The 16,919-nt window shown below is 71.1% G+C and carries 14 protein-coding genes, 1 tRNA gene and 1 pseudogene; 9 read left to right on the top strand and 7 right to left on the bottom strand.

Annotated elements, in window-relative coordinates; all coding sequences use genetic code 11:
• Window positions 1-25: 25 nt before the first annotated feature.
• Window positions 26-1,144: an ArgS-related anticodon-binding protein NrtL gene (gene nrtL, locus ACGFR7_RS06915; RefSeq protein ID WP_393313979.1), complete on the bottom strand. Its 1,119-nt coding sequence runs from the start codon at window positions 1,142-1,144 to the stop codon at window positions 26-28.
• Between the two features lie 133 nt (window positions 1,145-1,277).
• Entirely contained in the window at window positions 1,278-1,859 is a 582-nt protein-coding gene (locus tag ACGFR7_RS06910; RefSeq protein WP_393313976.1) for a response regulator, read from the bottom strand.
• A gap of 236 nt (window positions 1,860-2,095) precedes the next feature.
• Here ACGFR7_RS06910 and ACGFR7_RS06905 point away from each other — a divergent pair.
• Window positions 2,096-2,167: transfer RNA gene (locus tag ACGFR7_RS06905), tRNA-Arg, on the top strand.
• A gap of 264 nt (window positions 2,168-2,431) precedes the next feature.
• On the opposite strand, the gene ACGFR7_RS06900 is transcribed toward ACGFR7_RS06905, so the two are convergent.
• Window positions 2,432-3,331, bottom strand: a complete 900-nt coding sequence (locus tag ACGFR7_RS06900) for an aminoglycoside phosphotransferase family protein (RefSeq protein WP_393313973.1) — start codon at window positions 3,329-3,331, stop codon at window positions 2,432-2,434.
• A gap of 277 nt (window positions 3,332-3,608) precedes the next feature.
• A complete protein-coding gene (locus ACGFR7_RS06895) occupies window positions 3,609-4,895 on the bottom strand; it encodes a cytochrome P450 (RefSeq protein ID WP_393313970.1) in 1,287 nt (428 codons plus the stop codon).
• A gap of 1,005 nt (window positions 4,896-5,900) precedes the next feature.
• Here ACGFR7_RS06895 and ACGFR7_RS06890 point away from each other — a divergent pair.
• Complete coding sequence (locus ACGFR7_RS06890; RefSeq protein WP_393313967.1) at window positions 5,901-6,272, top strand: hypothetical protein; 372 nt, start codon at window positions 5,901-5,903, stop codon at window positions 6,270-6,272.
• Window positions 6,273-6,303: 31 nt separating this feature from the next.
• Here ACGFR7_RS06890 and ACGFR7_RS06885 read toward each other — a convergent pair whose 3' ends face one another.
• The gene (locus ACGFR7_RS06885) at window positions 6,304-6,816 is read right to left on the bottom strand and encodes a DUF6624 domain-containing protein (protein ID WP_393313964.1); all 513 of its coding nucleotides are present in this window, start codon (window positions 6,814-6,816) and stop codon (window positions 6,304-6,306) included.
• Between the two features lie 307 nt (window positions 6,817-7,123).
• Between ACGFR7_RS06885 and ACGFR7_RS06880 the strand changes: the two are divergent.
• From ACGFR7_RS06880 to ACGFR7_RS06865, 4 genes and pseudogenes are all read left to right on the top strand, one after another.
• A pseudogene (locus ACGFR7_RS06880) lies at window positions 7,124-8,461 on the top strand (FtsW/RodA/SpoVE family cell cycle protein); the annotation flags it as partial.
• 584 nt (window positions 8,462-9,045) lie between these two features.
• A complete protein-coding gene (locus ACGFR7_RS06875; RefSeq protein ID WP_393313961.1) occupies window positions 9,046-10,500 on the top strand; it encodes a penicillin-binding transpeptidase domain-containing protein in 1,455 nt (484 codons plus the stop codon).
• Window positions 10,501-10,558: 58 nt separating this feature from the next.
• A complete protein-coding gene (locus ACGFR7_RS06870; protein ID WP_393313958.1) occupies window positions 10,559-11,044 on the top strand; it encodes an HD domain-containing protein in 486 nt (161 codons plus the stop codon).
• A gap of 212 nt (window positions 11,045-11,256) precedes the next feature.
• Window positions 11,257-12,090 (top strand): ABC transporter ATP-binding protein, encoded by an 834-nt coding sequence (locus tag ACGFR7_RS06865; RefSeq protein ID WP_393313955.1) that lies wholly within the window; start codon window positions 11,257-11,259, stop codon window positions 12,088-12,090.
• A gap of 54 nt (window positions 12,091-12,144) precedes the next feature.
• Here the strand turns inward: ACGFR7_RS06865 and ACGFR7_RS06860 are convergent, their stop codons facing one another.
• Entirely contained in the window at window positions 12,145-12,663 is a 519-nt protein-coding gene (locus tag ACGFR7_RS06860; RefSeq protein ID WP_393313952.1) for a MarR family winged helix-turn-helix transcriptional regulator, read from the bottom strand.
• A gap of 211 nt (window positions 12,664-12,874) precedes the next feature.
• Here ACGFR7_RS06860 and ACGFR7_RS06855 point away from each other — a divergent pair, with 211 nt between their 5' ends.
• Window positions 12,875-13,804 (top strand): alpha/beta fold hydrolase, encoded by a 930-nt coding sequence (locus tag ACGFR7_RS06855; protein WP_393313950.1) that lies wholly within the window; start codon window positions 12,875-12,877, stop codon window positions 13,802-13,804.
• A gap of 42 nt (window positions 13,805-13,846) precedes the next feature.
• Here the strand turns inward: ACGFR7_RS06855 and ACGFR7_RS06850 are convergent, their stop codons facing one another.
• Window positions 13,847-14,956, bottom strand: coding sequence for a ferritin-like domain-containing protein (locus tag ACGFR7_RS06850; protein ID WP_393313947.1), 1,110 nt, complete (start codon window positions 14,954-14,956; stop codon window positions 13,847-13,849).
• 175 nt (window positions 14,957-15,131) lie between these two features.
• On the opposite strand from ACGFR7_RS06850, the gene ACGFR7_RS06845 reads away from it, so the two are divergent.
• Together ACGFR7_RS06845 and ACGFR7_RS06840 are read left to right on the top strand one after the other, a co-directional pair.
• Entirely contained in the window at window positions 15,132-16,079 is a 948-nt protein-coding gene (locus ACGFR7_RS06845; RefSeq protein WP_393313944.1) for a diiron oxygenase, read from the top strand.
• A gap of 73 nt (window positions 16,080-16,152) precedes the next feature.
• On the top strand, window positions 16,153-16,893 hold the full coding sequence (locus ACGFR7_RS06840) for a TetR/AcrR family transcriptional regulator (RefSeq protein WP_393313941.1): 741 nt from the start codon (window positions 16,153-16,155) through the stop codon (window positions 16,891-16,893).
• Window positions 16,894-16,919 lie beyond the last annotated feature (26 nt).

Raw genomic sequence — 16,919 nt, 5'->3', positions numbered from 1 at the left:
GCTGTGGAGATCCCCTCGAAGTCGTTCAGAGGTGGGCGGGAGCGGAGATGCCGAGCAGACGCAGGCCGTTGGCGAGCACCGTCCCGCCGGCCTCGGCAAGGGCCAGCCGGGCACGATGCACGGCCAAGGGTTTCTGCTCCCCGACGGGCAGCGGCGGGAAGTCGTCATGCCACCGGAAGAACGCGTCCGCGGTCGCCTCCAGATGCCGCAGCACACGGTCCGGTGCCCGCAGCCGCGCGGCGGCATCGATGACGGAGGGGTAGGTGGCCAGCAGGGTCTGCAGAGCTTGGAGACAGGGGAAGGGCCCCGCGGCGGCAGGTGCGGATTCGGGGGCGGACCGCTGTGGCGCTTGCTCCGGCGCACGCCGGGCCGCGGGCGCGGGCCCGCCGGCCCCCGCCGGTCGCCCCACGTCCCCCGGCTCGCTCACAAACCCCAGCTCACCCGCGTTCCGCACCAGCGCCCGCACCCTCGCGTGGGCATACTGCACCCGGAAGCGCGGATTGCTCTCGCGCTGCACGGGCCGCTCGGGCACCCGCACCGGATCGTGCGCGGCCGGCCGCAACAGCGCCCAGCGGGCCTCGTCGGAGCCGAGCCGGGCGGTGAGCGTGGCGAGGTCGTACGCAACGGGCACGAGAGCGGGGCGGCCACCGTCCCGGCGGCCACCGGTCCCGGCCGCCGCGTCGATCCGCGCCAGCACCTCGCCGACAACGGCCTCACGGGCACCGCCCGCCGCACAACCGGCCACCGCACGGAACGCTCCGTCGACGACCTCACCGAAGACATCAGGGCTCTGCTCCGCCCACGTCCCGCCGTAGCCGTCCCCCTGCGCCAGCACCTGACGTACGAGCGCGGTCAGCGCCCCGTCCCCCAGGGTGAAGTTCAAAAAACCCGGCCCGGCGATCTCGACCCGGGCGATCCCGGCGCTGCCGGCCAGCCGCTTCCGCAGGATCTCGGCGACCTCGCGGGCCGGCCTTCCCGCCGGCCCGGCGAGCTGCAACGCGACGTTGGAGGCGTAGTCCCCGCACCCGGGCCGCGGCGGCGGCCCGACGACGATCCGCGCCGGCACCGGCACGGAGAGCTCCTGCTCCTCCACCGCACCACGCACGGAGCGCAGGACGGTGCGGGAGAGCTCAGCGGGGGTCACAGGACAAGCGTATGGGAGACCGGGGGTAGGTCTGCGACCCGGTTTCGCCCTGTGGACACTCCGCGCGACGCCCCAGGAAGGTTCCGGCACACATCTGAGCACCACACCCCGGGCTCACAGCACGCGGAGCGCGCTACTCCCCACCCGCATCCACCATGCCGACCCCACCGGACGCCGGCACTCCACCGGACGCCGTGACCCCACCGGGCGCCGCGCCTCCGCCGGACGAAGCGGCTCCACCGGACGAAGCGCCACGCTCCGCCACACGTCCGCCCCCGTCGCTCTCCCCGTCCCCGTCCCCGTCCTCGACCCCGCCCCCGAGCCCACGTTCCCGCTGGCGCCTCTCACGCACCAGCATCCCCACGGTCCGCACCAGCTCCGCCGGCTCGAACGGCTTCGCAAGAAACGCGTCCACCCCCACCGACTCGCCGTTGTCCACCTCGCCCTGGGTACATGCGCTGACGATGGCGATCGGGATGTCCCACGTCCGCGGATCGGAACGCAACCGCGCCGCGGTGTGCAGCCCGTTGAGCCGCGGCATCACCACATCAAGGGTCACGACATCAGGTCTCACGTGGTGCACCACGTCCAGACACTCGGCACCATCAGCCGCGGTCACGACCTCGAAGCCCTCCAGCTCGAGATTGACCCTGATCAACTGCCGGATCACCTTGTTGTCGTCGACAACGAGGATCCGACCGGACAAGCCAGGCACACCATGAGACTAGGACCCCGCCTGAGACTGCGTCCCGGTTTTCCCCACTTCCGCCCCCGTGCGAGGGACCTTTCCCCGACCGCCACCGCCACCTCCCCGCGATGCGCTACAAGCTCCGGCACGAGGTCCCCCAGCCCCTCCCGACCCCCTCCCCCGCCACCCGCGAAACCTGTTCATGAACACCCCATCAGAGCTGGTAGGGTTCTACCCGTCGCCACAGGAACACAGGCGGCAACGCCCCCGTAGCTCAGGGGATAGAGCAACGGCCTCCGGAGCCGTGTGCGCAGGTTCGAATCCTGCCGGGGGCACCCTTCATGAGGTGCCCAAAGACCCCGTCACCAGTGGAAACACTGAGGCCGGGGTCTTCGCGTATGTGCGGGCGTGTGCCGCCCGAGGCAGTCCTGCGTCCGCCGGACCACCCGCGTCGCTTCTCATCGATCGGTGCCGCTGATGTGTCAGGGGATTTCCCGAAACGCCTTCGGACGGCCGCAGTTACGGCGGTCACCGAGCCCGTCGTTGCGAGCCGTGATGCCGGGAGGGCTGACATCACAGCCCTCCGCCCGGTGCCGGGCTCAGCCTTCTCCCAGTACCGCGCGGATCACGTGCCGGGCGTTGTGCGCCATCGCCGGGTTCGTCGTCCGGTAATACGGCAGCGCGATCAACGCCTGTGAGAGCGCCCGCCCACGGCCGCGATGCCAGGTCGCGTCGTCCACGCCAAGCGCCTCGCGGAAGGCCTCCCTGGCGTCGGCCGGCAGCAGGTTCCATGCCGGGAACAGGTCGCAGGCCGGATCGCCCAGACCCATACACCCGAAGTCGATCACCGAGGTCAGCCTGCCGCCGTCCACCAGCAGATTGCCGGGCATCAGATCGGCGTGCAGCCACACCGGCGGCCCTTCCCGGTCCGGCGTCCGCAGCGCGTCCTCCCAAACGGCGGCCACGGCATCGCAGTCGACAGCCTCCTGCGGAATCCCGCGCAGTTCCTCGATCGCCGCGCGGGTCGATGCGTCGAGTGAGGCGAGCGGCCCGCCGCGGTGGGCCCTCGGCGCCTGCGGCAGGGTGATGTTCCGCATCGCCGTCACGAACCCGGCCAGATCCCCGGCCAGCGGCACGGGCTCGCTCAGCGCCCCCGCCTCGGGGTTCTCGCCCGCCCGCCACCGGTACACCGACCAGGGCCACGGATACCCCTCGGCGGGCTCCCCGGCGCCGAGTACTTCGGGGATGGCCGTGGGCAGCCGGGACGCGAGGCGGGGCAGCCACTCCTGCTCCATCGATATGTCCCGGGCTCCGCCCTTCACCAGCGGCAGCCGTACGACCATGCCCTCACCCAGCCGGTACATGGCGTTGACCGTGCCGCCGGACGGGAACCGCTCCACCGTCAGCCCCACCCACTGCGGGAACTGCCCGGCGATCAGCCGCCGTACGAGGTCGTCGTCGATGGGGTGGAGTCCGGGATGCGTCGGCGCTGGGCTCATGGCACGCCATCCGATCGCCGGGCGCGGGCGGGCGTCAATCGCTTTTCCGGGACGCTCTTCCGGGCCGGATCGCGGCGGTCGGTAGGGCCGCCGGTCCGGGTCCGGGTCCGTATCGCAGCCGGTCCGGGTTCGTATCGCAGCCGGTCCGGGTCCGTATCACGGATGAGTGCGGTGCCTGGCGAGGGAAGCGGTGACGAGGAATTCCCGGCGGGGGCCGGGCGCCCGGCCCCTCGGCCAGGTGCCCGGGCGGATCCGGGGCGCCGGGCCGGGGGTGTGGTCAGCCGTCCAGCCGGACCGGGAGGGATTCGATTCCGTAGACGATCGAGAGTTTGCGGAATTCCAGTTCTTCCGGTGTGGCGGCGAGGCGCATGTTCGGGAAGCGGCGCACCAAAGCGGGGTAGGCGGCGCGGAGTTCCATGCGGGCCAGCTCGGCGCCTACGCAGCGGTGGATTCCGTAGCCGAAGGCGAGGTGGGAGGGGACATTGCGGGTGGGGTCGAACTGTTCCATTTCCGGGCCCAGTTTGCCGTCCCGGTCCGCGCCGCTCAGGGAGCACAGCACCACATCTCCGGAGGCGATCGCGACGCCGCCGATTTCCAGGTCCTCACGGGCGAAGCGCGGGAAAGCGACCTGGACGACGGTCAGGTACCGGAGAAGTTCCTCGACGTAACCCTCGACGACGTCGTCGCCGTCGTGGAGGGCCGCGAAGTGCTTGGGGTCCTGGAGGAGGACCAGGGTGCCGAGGGCCAGCATGCTGGCGGTGGTTTCGAAGCCGCCGGTGAGGACGCCGTCGGCGAGGCCCGCGAGTTCTTCGTCGCTGACCGAGTCGCCGTGTTCCTTCACGATCATCCCGAGCAGGCCGTCGCCCGGGTTTTCGCGCTGCTTTTTAACGATGTCCCGGAAATAGGAAAGGGATTCGGATATGGCACCGAAGGAGGCGTTTGCGCCACTGAAAAGGTCGAAACGGGCGGCACTGAGGCGTTCGAAGTCGGCGCGGTCTTCATAGGGGACGCCGAGGAGTTCGCAAATGACGAGGGAAGGGATGGGGAGGGCGAAAGAGTGGACGATGTCGACCGGATCTCCGTTTTTGCCCTCCTTTTCCATGGCATCGAGGCGTTCTTCGACGATCTCGTGGATACGAGGGGTGAGCCGGCTGAGGCGGCGCATGGTGAATTCGGGCGTGAGGAGACGGCGCAGCCGGGTGTGCACCGGCGGGTCGGCGAATCCGAGACCACCGGGGTTCTGTTCGGCACCGGCGCCGGCCTTGCCGACGAGGTTGGTGAAGTCCGAACTGAAGGCATTGGCCTTCCCGAGGACCGCCTTGACCTCGTCGTAGCCGGTCACCAGCCAGACGTTGGCGGCAATCGGCACGGGGAGCTTACTGACCGGCTCCCGCTCCCGGACGGCGGCCAGATCGCCCACCGGGTTGAGTCCATCGCGTCGCAATGGCATCAGGACGGACTCGGGCAAGAAAGACATTCGAGACAGGTCGAAGCCTTTCTTCCGGGTTCTCGCCAGATACATACGGCCGGCCCAGGCGATGATCCGGGAACGGAGAGTCGTCATGACGCTAATACTGCCTTTCGTCGAGGGGGACGGCCCCCCGCGCTCCGCGGCCCAAGGCGGCCGGGGCAGCACGGAACCTCCACTCGGCGTGCACCGGTGTGACGTACGCCATAGCCCCTCGCTTACGGTGGTCATGGCACTGGTCCATGCCATCGACCGATGTCTTCGGTCGCCCGCATCAGCGTGACGAGCTCGGCCTCGGCCTTCTTCTTCTATTCGGTCTGGACGAGTTTACAAAGTGCCATTGGGCACGTTCACGGAACAACCCGGAATGACCCCGAGCGGCCCCTGAGGTGCCCCTGAGACACCCCCGAGGTGCCCCCGAGTCCCCTGATTCCTCCCCTTGGGCACGCCTCGGGCACGCCTCTTCCGCGGACCTCACGGCCACCCCTCCTGCCGCCGGCCTCCCGCGCCCGTCGCCGCCCCGCCGGCCGAGGGGAGCCGGCCGTGGTTCCGGGCGGCGGTTTGCAGTGCTGGGTGAGTAGTTGCGGGGGCGGGCGAGCGGGTTCGGAGGTGGGTGAGCACGTGCGGAGATGAGTGTGGGGTTGCGGACGCGGGTGGGGTGTGCGGCCGGTTCGGGCGGTCGGTGCGCCAAGGGCTCCTTCCCGAGGGCGCGTTGGGGGCGGGGGAAGGGGAGGGGGCAGGAGGGGCGGGAGAGGCGCAGGAGAGGGGCAGGAGGGGATGGTTCCGCTGCCCGACGTGGGCGCCCGGAGCCGAATGGGCAGGGGCGACCGACGCGAAGAACTACGGATTGTGACGAGTTGCGGACTCTCCGGCGCCTCTTTAGCGTGAGGAGGGAACGAAGTGAGCGGCGGCCCCGGCGCGGTGCGAGAGAGCGGCGCGGTAGCGGGAAGCCGCACTCACAGCCGGGGAAGGGTGCGACAGGCACCGCACCGGCGGGGCGCAGGCCCCGACCCGTCCGTCAGGTGACGCCCGGCAGCTTCGCTCATCTCATCCCGCAGGGAATCAACCCCCTCGGACTCTCCCCTTCGCAGGAGGAAGCGCATGTTTCCGCAGTCGAAGTCCGGTAAGCGCGGCCTGTTCGGCCTGTTCGCCCTTTGTGCTCTTTCCGGTGTGCTGGCCGGCGTGGTCGCGGCCGGCCCCGCCCTGGCGTCCGACGGGAGCGAGGGCGACAACTTCGCCGTGTCCGAAGGCCATGTCGTCGCCGAGGACGGGCTGGTGGTGCGCATCGGCCCGAGCACCCGCTACCGCGTGGTCGGTTCGAAGGAGTACGGGTCCAGGGTGGGGATCGTCTGCCGGGTCAAGGCGGAGCGCATCGAGGGGAACCCGGTCTGGTACAAGCTCTCCGATGCGTCGTACGCCTGGTCCTCCCGGCGGGACATCGTGAGCGACGGGGAGGCGCCTCGCTGGTGTTGAGGCCGGGCGCCCGGCGGTCCCGAGTCGCGCCTCAGCTCGTCGCGAACCGGGCGACGTACTCGTCGAAGGGCTCGATGCCCACCTCGCCTCGCAGGGCGTCCATGCCCTCGGGGTCTTCGCAGGGCCACGGGACGGGTGCGCCTTCGGCGACCCCCGCGATCTGTGTGCCGTAGATCTGCTTGCGGCCCTCGTTCACCAGCGTCCGGTCGCGCAGGAAAGCCAGCTCGCGCGGGCTTGCCGAGCCCGCCTCCACCGCCTGCTCCATGAGCCGGAGCGCACGCCGCTGCACATCGAGCTGACGGTCGGCGTGCTGCGCAACCAGCCAGGCCCCGCGAGCGGCATCGTCACCGACCAGCTCCGCCGTCGGCCAGCCGTACTCGTCCATGATCTGGTGGAGCCGGTCGCCGTGCTGCGCGGTGAGTCGACGCCAGGCCAATTGCTCCGCGGAATTGTCGCTGTTCGCGCCGGGTGAAGCACTCTGGTCCGCCTGAGCCATGCGGATGAGTTCCGCCGACAGGGCCGCCGTGCTGTTGTCGTCTGTCACGTTCGCTCCATGATCTGCGTACGCGGGCTGCATACGTGGTCTGCGTGGGCTGCGTACGCGGGCGGCGTACGCGGGCGGCGCCTGTGGTGGGCGCCTGTTCCGGGCCACCACGCTAGGGGCCTTTCGCGGCGCGAAGATCATCCTGGGGAACGGTGACGGAGAGGGCCGGATCGGGGGATACTGGATCTACGCCGAAACGGACACGGAGACACACCTACGCAAGGGCGCCCGCGTGGACGCCCGAACGTCGTATCCGACATAACGGAAATAACGACCGTCGCTTGCTACGTTGCCAGACATGACGGCAATGGCAAGGGCGACGGCCGCCGCGCGCCCGGCGGACACTCCCCCAGCCTTGCCGTCACTTCCCAAGCGGCGCGGGGTCGAACTGGCCCTCCTCTTAGGCGCCGTCCTGATCAGCGTCTGCGGATATGTGGCTGTGGGGCTGGCCAGGTGGCACGCCCTGCCGGGTGGCGCGATCCGTTACGGCGCGGGGCTCGGCGGGCTCGCGCTGCTGGCGCATCTCGCCGTACGCTTCCGCGCCCCGTACGCCGATCCGCTGCTGCTTCCCACCGCTGTGCTACTCAACGGCATCGGGCTGGTGCTGATCTTCCGGCTCGACCAGGAGACCCCCCGCAACCACGCCGCGCCCACCCAGCTGCTGTGGTCGACCGTCGGGGTCGCGCTGTTCACGGCGGTGGTGGTGCTGCTGCGGGACCACCGCATGCTGCAGCGGTACGCCTATGTGTGCGCGGCGCTGGCGCTCGTGCTCATGGCGGCGCCGATTCTCTTTCCCGCCGTCAACGGGGCGAAGATCTGGATCCGTTTCGCCGGATTTTCCCTGCAGCCGGGCGAGTTCGCCAAGGTGCTGATCACCGTCTTCTTCGCGGGCTACCTCGCCGCCAACCGCGGCGCGCTGGCGCACACCGGGCGCCGGATGGGGCGGCTACGGCTCCCGACCGGCCGGGTGCTCGGGCCGATCGTCGCGATCTGGCTGATCAGTGTCGCCGTGCTGGTGCTCGAACGCGACCTGGGGACCTCGCTGCTGTTCTTCGGGATCTTTGTCGTCCTGCTGTACGTGGCCACCGGGCGGACCGGCTGGATCGCGATCGGGCTGTTCCTGGCGGGCCTGGGAGCGGCTGCCGTCGGCACGCTGGAGCCGCATGTGCACAGCCGGGTCGAGGACTGGCAGCACCCGTTCGCCGGTATCGCGGCGGGCAAGGGGCCAGGTCAGCTCGCCCAGTCGCTGTTCGCGTTCGCCGCCGGCGGGATGTTCGGCACCGGCCTCGGCCAGGGCCACTCGTATCTGATCGGCTTCGCCATGAAGTCCGACTTCATCCTGGCGACCTATGGCGAGGAGCTGGGGCTGGCCGGACTGACCGCGCTGTTTCTGCTGTACGCGCTGCTGGTGGCGTGCGGTTACCGTGCCGCGGTCGCCGTGCGGGACCCGTTCGGCAGCCTGCTGGCCGTGGGCCTCGCGGCGCTGCCCGCCATCCAGGTCTTCGTGATCGCGGGCGGGGTGATGGGGCTGATTCCGCTGACGGGGATGGCGATGCCGTTCCTCGCGCAGGGCGGGTCGTCCGTCGTCACGAACTGGATCATCATCGCGCTGCTGCTGCGGATCAGTAACAGGGCGCGGATGCCGGCGGGTGCGGAGGGGGAGGGGACCGGGCGTGGGGGGAGGGCGGGGAGGAAGAACCGGAGGGCGGGGAGGGCTGCCGGGCGCCCCGCGGCGGACGGGGCGGCGGACGGAGCGGCCGCCGGGCCGATGGGCGGAGCTGCCGCCGGGCCGATGGGCGGAGCTGCCGCCGGGCCCACGGGCGGAGCTGCCGCCGGGCCGGTGGACGGGGTAGCGGACGAGAGGGCGCACGAGGCCGGGAGCGGTGGGGCGCATGGGGCCAGGCGTGCGGGCGTGAACGACGGCAGGAGCAGTGCGGCGAGCCTTCCCGGGAGTGGCACGGGACTCGGGACCGGGAGTTGGGTGGTCGGTTTTCTGAAGCCGGCCAAGCCCCAGGTGCCGGAGGCGGTGGGCGGGTCCAAGGAACAGAGGGGGTCCGGGGAGCAAAGAAGCGCCGGGGAGCAGAGCGGATCCGGGGAGCGGAGGGCGTCAGAGGCGCGGAGGGCGTCAGAGGCGCGGAGGACGCCCCGGGCGCAGGGCAGGCAGCCGGCCACCCCGTCACCGGCGCCCGTTGATGACGCGCGCGACGCGCGCTCCCCGGAGGCCGGCCGTTGATCCGCTGCATCCGCCTCACCGCGGCCTTCTCCTTCCTCCTCCTCGTGGCGCTGCTGGTCAACGCCGCCCGGGTGCAGGTCGTCGACGCGGAACGCTTCAGCGCCAGTCCGGCCAACCGCCGCGGGCCGATCGTCCGTTACGCACAGCCGCGCGGTGCCGTGCTCGTCGCCGGCCGCGCGGTCACCGGTTCCCGGGACAGCGGGGGGCGGCTGCGCTACGAGCGCACCTATACCGACGGGCCGCTGTACGCGCCGGTCACCGGCTACTCCTCGCAGACCTACGGGACCTCCCTGCTGGAAAGCGCCGAGGACGGCATCCTCTCCGGGGCCGACGACCGGCTCGCCACCTTCCCGTGGTGGGACCGGCTGACCCACGCCCACCGGCCGGGCGGCAGCGTCCACACCACCATCAACCCACGGATGCAGCGCGCCGCGTTCGACGGGCTGGGGGACAAGAAGGGGGCGGTGGCCGCGATCGAGCCGCGTACGGGGCGGATCCTGGCGCTGGTCAGTACGCCGTCGTACGACCCGGGCGAGCTGTCCGGCAACGGCGCCGGGGTCACCGAGGCCTGGCACCGGCTGAACGGTGCAGAGCAGCAGCCGATGCTCAACCGGGCGCTGCGCCAGACCTATCCGCCCGGCTCCACGTTCAAGGTCGTCACCGCGGCGGCGGCGCTGGAGAGCGGCAAGGTCACCGATATCGACGCGCCCACCGATTCGCCCGATCCCTACCCTCTGCCCGGCACCGACACCCGGCTCGGCAATGCCGCGAAGGGCTGCGAGGACGCCTCGCTCAAGGACGCCTTCCGGGCCTCGTGCAACACCGTCTTCGCGCGGCTGGGCGCGGAGATCGGGCTGCGCGGCATGGCCGATACGGCCCGGCGGTTCGGCTTCAACGACCGGCGGTTGTCCATCCCCTCACTCGTCGCGCCGAGCAACTTCGATACGCGGATGGACGCCTCGCAGGTCGCGCTCTCCGCCATCGGGCAGTACGACACCGCCGCCACACCGCTCCAGATGGCGATGGTCGCGGCGGCGGTCGCCGACGGGGGCCGGCTGACGGCGCCGTCGCTCATCGACGAGGTGACCGATGCCCGGGGTGTGGTGGTCGCGGCCGATCCCCACCGCCCCACCCGCCAGGTGACCAATCCCGTCACGGCGCAGCAGCTCCAGGACATGATGGTCGACGTCGTCGAGCACGGCAGCGGGCGGCTCGCCGCGATCAAGGGCGTCACGGTCGGTGGCAAGACCGGCACCGCGCAGCACGGGGTGCGCAACGAGGGCACGCCGTATGCCTGGTTCATCTCCTGGGCGAGGCAGAAGGACGGCTACGAGCCGGCCGTGGCGGTGGCCGTGGTGGTCGAGGACGCGGCCGCCGACCGTGCGGACATCAGCGGCGGGGGAAGCGCGGCACCGATCGCACGGGCGGTGATGGCGGCGGCTCTGGGCTGAGCCCTCCGCGGTGTGCCCGGTTGCCCGCCCCGCGCCCGTCTGACGTCACAATGGCCGTATGGCTGATGCGATCCCGTCCATGGAACCTGCTCCGCCCCCGCTGTTGTCCCTGGCCGAGGTGGAGGCGCTGGCCCGGCGCGCACACTCGGGTCAGACCGACAAGGCGGGCCGCCCGTATGCGGAACATCTGGCCGCGGTCGCGGCGGGGGTACGCGAGCGGGGCGGCAGCGATGAGCAGATCGCCGCGGCCTGGCTGCACGACGCGGTCGAGGACGGGGCGCTGAGCCGGGAGTGGCTGGCCGGTGCGGCGCTGGGCGAGACGACCAAGGCGATGATCCTGGCCGTCACCAAGCGGGCCAACGAGCCGGTCGAGGAGTACACCGCGCGCATCCTGGCCACGCCCGGCGCGCTGCTGGTCAAGGAGTCCGATCTCGCGCACAACGCCGATCCGGAGCGGCTGGCCGTGCTGGACGCTCCGACGCGGGAGCGGCTGACGGCGAAGTACGCACGGGTGCGGGAGCTGTTGGGGCCGGCCCAGCGGTAACGGGTGCCGGGCTCCGGGGTATGTCCTTTGCCGACTTCCCTTGCCCGCTTCCCTTGCCCGCTTCCCTTGCCCGCTTCCCTTGCCCGCTTCCCTTGCCCGCTTCCCTTGCCCGCTTCCCTTGCCCGCTTCCCTTGCCGGTTTCCGTTGCCGCGGCGGGGTCCACACATCGGACACCTCCGCAGAAAGGTGTCGTGCGCAGCTAGTCTGCGGCGATGAGCGCTACGCAGCCTTCGTCGCAGCCGGCCCCCGCCGCAGAAGCCCGCGTGATCGCCGCCCTGGAGGGCGTCGGCGTCAAGCGGTACACCACCGGCCAGGTCATCCTCGACGCCGTCGACTGGAGCGTACGGTCCGGTGAGCACTGGGCGCTGCTCGGTGCGAACGGCGCGGGCAAGACCACCATCCTGCGTCTCGTCGGGGCGCTGATGTTCCCGACTGTCGGCACCGTCGAGGTGCTGGGGCACCGGCTCGGGTCCGTGGACGTCCGCGAGCTGCGGGCCGTCATCGGACTGGTCTCCGGCGCACAGAAGGTCCCGCAGGACGCGACGGGCCACACGGTCGTCCTGACCGGGGCGACCGGCACCGTGCAGCCGTTGTGGCGCAAGTACGACGGGGCGACCCGTGAGCGCGCCCATGAGCTGCTCGCCGAGCTGGACTGCAAGGAGCTGGCGGAGCGGCCGTTCGGGGTGTGCTCGGGCGGCCAGCGGGCCAGGATCCTGATCGCCCGCGCCCTGATGGCCGACCCCCGGCTGCTGCTGCTCGACGAGCCGTTCAACGCGCTCGATCTGCCCTCCCGCGAGGATCTGATCGATGCCCTGCACCGGCTGGCCCTGGCACGGCCGGAGTTGGCGACCGTGACCGTCACCCACCACCTGGAGGAGCTGTCGCCGTCCATCGGCCACGCCGTGCTGCTGCGCGAGGGCCGGGTGCAGGCACGCGGCCCGGTGGACGAGGTGCTGACGGGAGAGCGGATGACCGCGTGCTTCGGCCGTCCGATCGAGGTGTCCCGGCACGAGGGGCGGTGGCTGGCCCGGTCCGGTAAGCGGTAGTCCTCCCGCGACGCCCCCCGCGGACGCGCACTGAGCACTTGCGGCGGGCGCCGCCTACCCCTTTCCGACCGCGTCCCGCACCCCGCTCAGGAACCGCCGGATCGCCGCCTGTTCCCCGGCCTCGAAGGTGGCCAGCAGGGCGATCGTGCGGTCGATCAGCGGGCCGAAGAACGACCGGCCCAGGGTGACCGCGCGCTCTTCGACCTCCAGCAGGACACGGCGCCGGTCGCGGGTGTCGCGGACCCGGCGGATCAGGCCGAGCCGTTCCAGCCGGTCGATCAGCGCCGTGGTGCCGGCGGAGTTCAGGCCCAGCCGCTCGCCGAGCCGGCCCGGGGTGGACTCGGCGCCCTCGCGGGCCGCGTCCAGCAGGCTGATCAGGGCCCGGAGATCGGTGGGGTGCAGGCCGTTGTGGCCGGCGAACCGCGCTCCCGCGAGGTCGAGTCGCAGCGTCACCTCACGCAGCAGGTGGACCAGGTCCATCCCGGCCGGTTCAACGGGTTCGACCAGTTCCATCCGGTCAGCCGCTTCATCATCGGGTGCCCCCGACCCGTCAGGTTCTTGCTGCCTCGTCATGCCTCATCGCCTCCCTTTCCGCGCTCCTGGCGCCCTTCCCGGCCCCACGACGTCTTTCGCCGCACTCCTGACGTCCCGTGCCGGACTCCTGCATTATTACCTCGTTCAGCGAGATACTTGCCGAACGAGGTGTTGGTGAGGCTCCTCGTGTGCCGCTCCCCCTCGTGCGCCGCTCCCTCGTTCTCCGCTCCCCTCGCCCCGGAGGTGCACCATGACAGCAGCCCCCGCCACGCGCTTTCCCGCGCACTCCCCCTCCGCCGCCTTTCGTGCCGCCTACGAGCAGGCCATGGCGCTCTGGCCGGTCCCGGTGGAACGGCTCGATCTGCTGTCGGAGTTCGGCAGCACCCGGGTCAATGTCTGCGGGCCGGCCGGCGCCCCGCCGCTGGTACTGCTGCACGGCGGCGGCACGACCTCGGCCATCTGGTACGCCCAGGTCGCCGCGCTCGCCCGTACGCACCGGGTCCATGCCGTGGACCAGATCGGGGCGCCGGGACTCAGCGTGCACTCCGGGCGGGCGCTGCGGCGGCCGGAGGATCTGTTCGCCTGGCTCGACGGCGTACTCAGCGGCCTCGGGCTGGAGTCGGCCGCGCTGCTCGGGCACTCGTACGGCGGCTGGCTCGCGCTGAGTTACGCGGTGCACGCCGCCGGGGGGCACCCCTCCCGCTCCCCCGGGACGCCGAACAGGGTGGAGCGGCTGGTGCTGCTCGATCCCACCCAGTGTTTCGCCGGGTTCCGGCCGTCGTACCTGCTGCATGCGCTGCCGCTGTTCGTACGGCCCGGCGAACGGAGCACCCGGCGGTTCCTGGAGTGGGAGACGCGGGGTGCGCCGCCCGCGCCGGAACTGGTGCGGCTGATGGGCCTGGGCGGTGCCGAGTTCCGCACCGCGAAGGTGGTCACGGGGCCGCGCCCGGACATCGCCGGGCCGGACGGAGCGCCGGTGCCGGCCCTGGTGCTGCTGGCGGAGCGGAGCCGGGCGCACGCTCTGCGCCGGGTCGCCGCACGGGCCGAACGGACACCGGGCGTACGGGTCGAGGCCCTGGCGGGTGTGGGCCACCACTCCATGCCGTACGACCGGGCCGGCGAACTCGGACGCCGGGTGCGGGACTTCCTGCACCACCCGCTCCCGGACGGCGGGGCCTGACATCCACCGCCGAGCAGCGGCTCGGGGCGCGGGCGTCCCCGCTCAGGCCTCGTCCGCGCCCTCCGCGATGGCCGCCGCGACCTCCGCCGTACGGGCCTCCTCCTCGGCCGCGAAACGCTCCGCGTCGAGCCTTTCGGCGAGTTCTTCGTCCTCGGCCATGAGCAGATCGAGGTTGGAGTCGCCCATCTCGAAGACACCCATGTCCACATAGGCGCGCTGGAGTCGTTCGCCCCACAGGCCGATGTCCTTCACACAGGGCACGATCCGGCTGAAGAGCAGCTTGCGGAAGAGGTGCAGGAATTCGGAGTTCTCGGTGAATTCGGCGGCTTCGTCATGCGGAATGCCGAAGTTTTCGAGGACTTCCAGGCCGCGCAGGCGGTCGCGCATCAGGTAGCAGCCCTCGATGACGAACTCCTCGCGTTCGCGCAGTTCGGCGTCGGTGAGCTGCTTGTAGTAGTCGCGCAGCGCCATGCGGCCGAAGGCGACATGGCGCGCCTCGTCCTGCATGACGTAGGCGAGGATCTGCTTGGGCAGGGGCTTGGTGGTGGTGTCGCGGATCATGCCGAAGGCGGCCAGCGCCAGGCCCTCGATCAGCACCTGCATGCCGAGGTAGGGCATGTCCCAGCGGGAGTCCTTGAGGGTGTCGGAGAGCAGCGCCTGGAGATTGTCGTTGATCGGGTAGAGCATCCCGATCTTCTCCTGGAGGAAGCGGCTGTAGATCTCGGCGTGCCGCGCCTCGTCCATGGTCTGGGTGGCGGAGTAGAACTTCGCGTCGAGGTCCGGGACGGATTCCACGATCCGTGCCGCGCAGACCATGGCGCCTTGTTCGCCGTGCAGGAACTGGCTGAACTGCCAGGAGGTGTAGTGCTGCCGCAGTTCGCCGCGGTCCTTCTCGGTCATTTTGTCCCAGTACCTGGTGCCGTACAGAGACATGGACTCGTCCGGGGTGCCGAGCGGGTCAAAGGGGTCGACCTCGAGATCCCAGTCGATCCGCAAGGTGGCGTCCCACTGCTTGTCCTTGCCCTTCTGGTAGAGGGCCAGCAGCCGGTCGCGCCCGTCGCCGTAGTCCCAGCTGAAGCGTGCCGCACCGGAGGCGGGCACCTTCCACACGGGGTCGCCAGGGTCCTGTACGTAGAGATCTCGGGTCGACACGGACGCCTCCTCGGCTCGCCAAACGCCTTGTCATGGGCGGTCGTTGGCAGGCTCACACGGTTCTTACCGACGGGTCAATAAGTCGCGCGCAGGGGATTGACGCCCTTACTGACACGCAGTCTCATAAGAGGTGACCGCGGGCCGGCCCTGACCCACTAGCGAGGTAGCCACAGTCATGACGAGCGCACCCACCGAGATGACCGCGACGGACACCGAGGTCCTGCGGGACGCCCTCGGCCTGCTCAAGGACCGGGAGCAGGTCGCCGAGCGGCTGCTCGACTCCTCCGCCAAGCACTCCTTCGACCCCGACACCGAACTCGACTGGGACGCCCCCCTCGAAGAGGGCAAGTGGTTCTGGCCGCCGGAGCTGGTCTCGCTCTACGACACCCCGCTGTGGAAGCGGATGCCGGTCGAACAGCAGCAGGACCTCTCCCGGCACGAGGCGGCCTCGCTCGCCTCGCTGGGCATCTGGTTCGAGATCATCCTGATGCAGCTGCTCGTCCGGCACATCTACGACAAGCCGGTGACCAGCGCACACGTCCGCTACGCCCTCACCGAGATCGCCGACGAGTGCCGGCACTCCAAGATGTTCGCTCGCATGATCCAGAAGGGTGGCGCGCCGGCGTACCCGGTCTCCCGGCTCAACCACCAGCTCGCCCGGGTCCTCAAGACCGTCTCCACCACCCCGGGCTCGTTCGCCTGCACCCTGCTCGGCGAGGAGATCCTGGACTGGATGCAGCGGCTGACGTTCCCGGACGAGCGGGTGCAGACGATCGTGCGCGGAGTGACCCGCATCCATGTCGTCGAGGAGGCCCGGCATGTGCGCTACGCGCGCGAGGAGCTGCGCCGCCAGATGGTCACCGCGCCGCGCTGGGAGCGGGAGTTGACCCGCATCAGCTCCGGCGAGGCGGCCCGGATCTTCTCGGTCGCCTTCGTCAACCCTGCCGTCTACACCCATGTGGGCCTGGACCGGCGTGCGGCGGTCGCCCAGGTCAAGGCCAGTGGCCACCGCCGCGAGGTGATGCAGTCCGGCGCCCGGCGGCTGACCGATTTCCTGGACGAGATCGGCGTGCTGCGTGGTGTGGGCCGCAGGCTGTGGCGCAGCTCGGGACTGCTGGCCTGAGGCCCCCGGCATGGACCCCGTACACCCCGAGCACCTGTGCGAGCCCGAACCCGGGGCGGTTACGCTGCTGTTCATGAACGGCAGCGGCACCGCCCCAGCAGTACCCCGACCCGCCTACCGCAGGCTGAGCGTCGAGCAGCGCCGCAGCCAACTGCTCACCGCCGCGCTGGGCCTGTTCGCGCACCGCGCGCCCGAGGACGTCTCGCTGGACGATGTCGCCACCGCCGCCGAGGTCTCGCGCCCGCTGGTCTACCGCTACTTCCCCGGCGGCAAGCAGCAGTTGTACGAGGCCGCGCTGCGCAGCGCGGCCGACGTCCTGGAGCGCTGCTTCGCCGAGCCGGAGACCGGACCGCTGACCCGTCGGCTGTCGCGCGCTCTGGACCGCTATCTGGCCTTCGTCGACGAGCACGACGCGGGGTTCAGCGCGCTGCTGCAGGGCGGCAGCGTCGTCGAGACCACCCGTACGTCCGCGATCGTGGACGAGGTACGGCGCGCCGCCGCCGACCAGATCCTGCGGCATCTGGGCGAGCCGGAGCCGGGCCTGCGGCTGCGGATGACCGTCCGCATGTGGATCACCGCCGTCGAGGCCGCCTCGCTGATCTGGCTGGACGAGGACAAGCAGCCGGCCCTCGACGATCTGCGGGACTGGCTGGTCGACCACTTCGTCGCGCTGCTGACCGCCACCGCGGCCACGGACCCGCAGACCGCGCGGGTGACGCGGGCGGCGCTGAAGCTGGAGACCGCCGACGGCCCGGCCGGGGACCTGGCCCGCCGCATCCTGCCCGTAGTGAGCGACGCCGGGCATCTGCTGTGACCGGCCGCCCGGGCGCGGTGGTGTGA

The sequence above is a fragment of the Streptomyces sp. NPDC048516 genome (genome assembly GCF_043199875.1).
In the GTDB taxonomy this organism is placed as follows: Bacteria; Actinomycetota; Actinomycetes; order Streptomycetales; family Streptomycetaceae; genus Streptomyces.
Note: the sequence above shows the minus strand (reverse complement) of the source record. Positions and strands in the feature narration are given on the sequence as shown.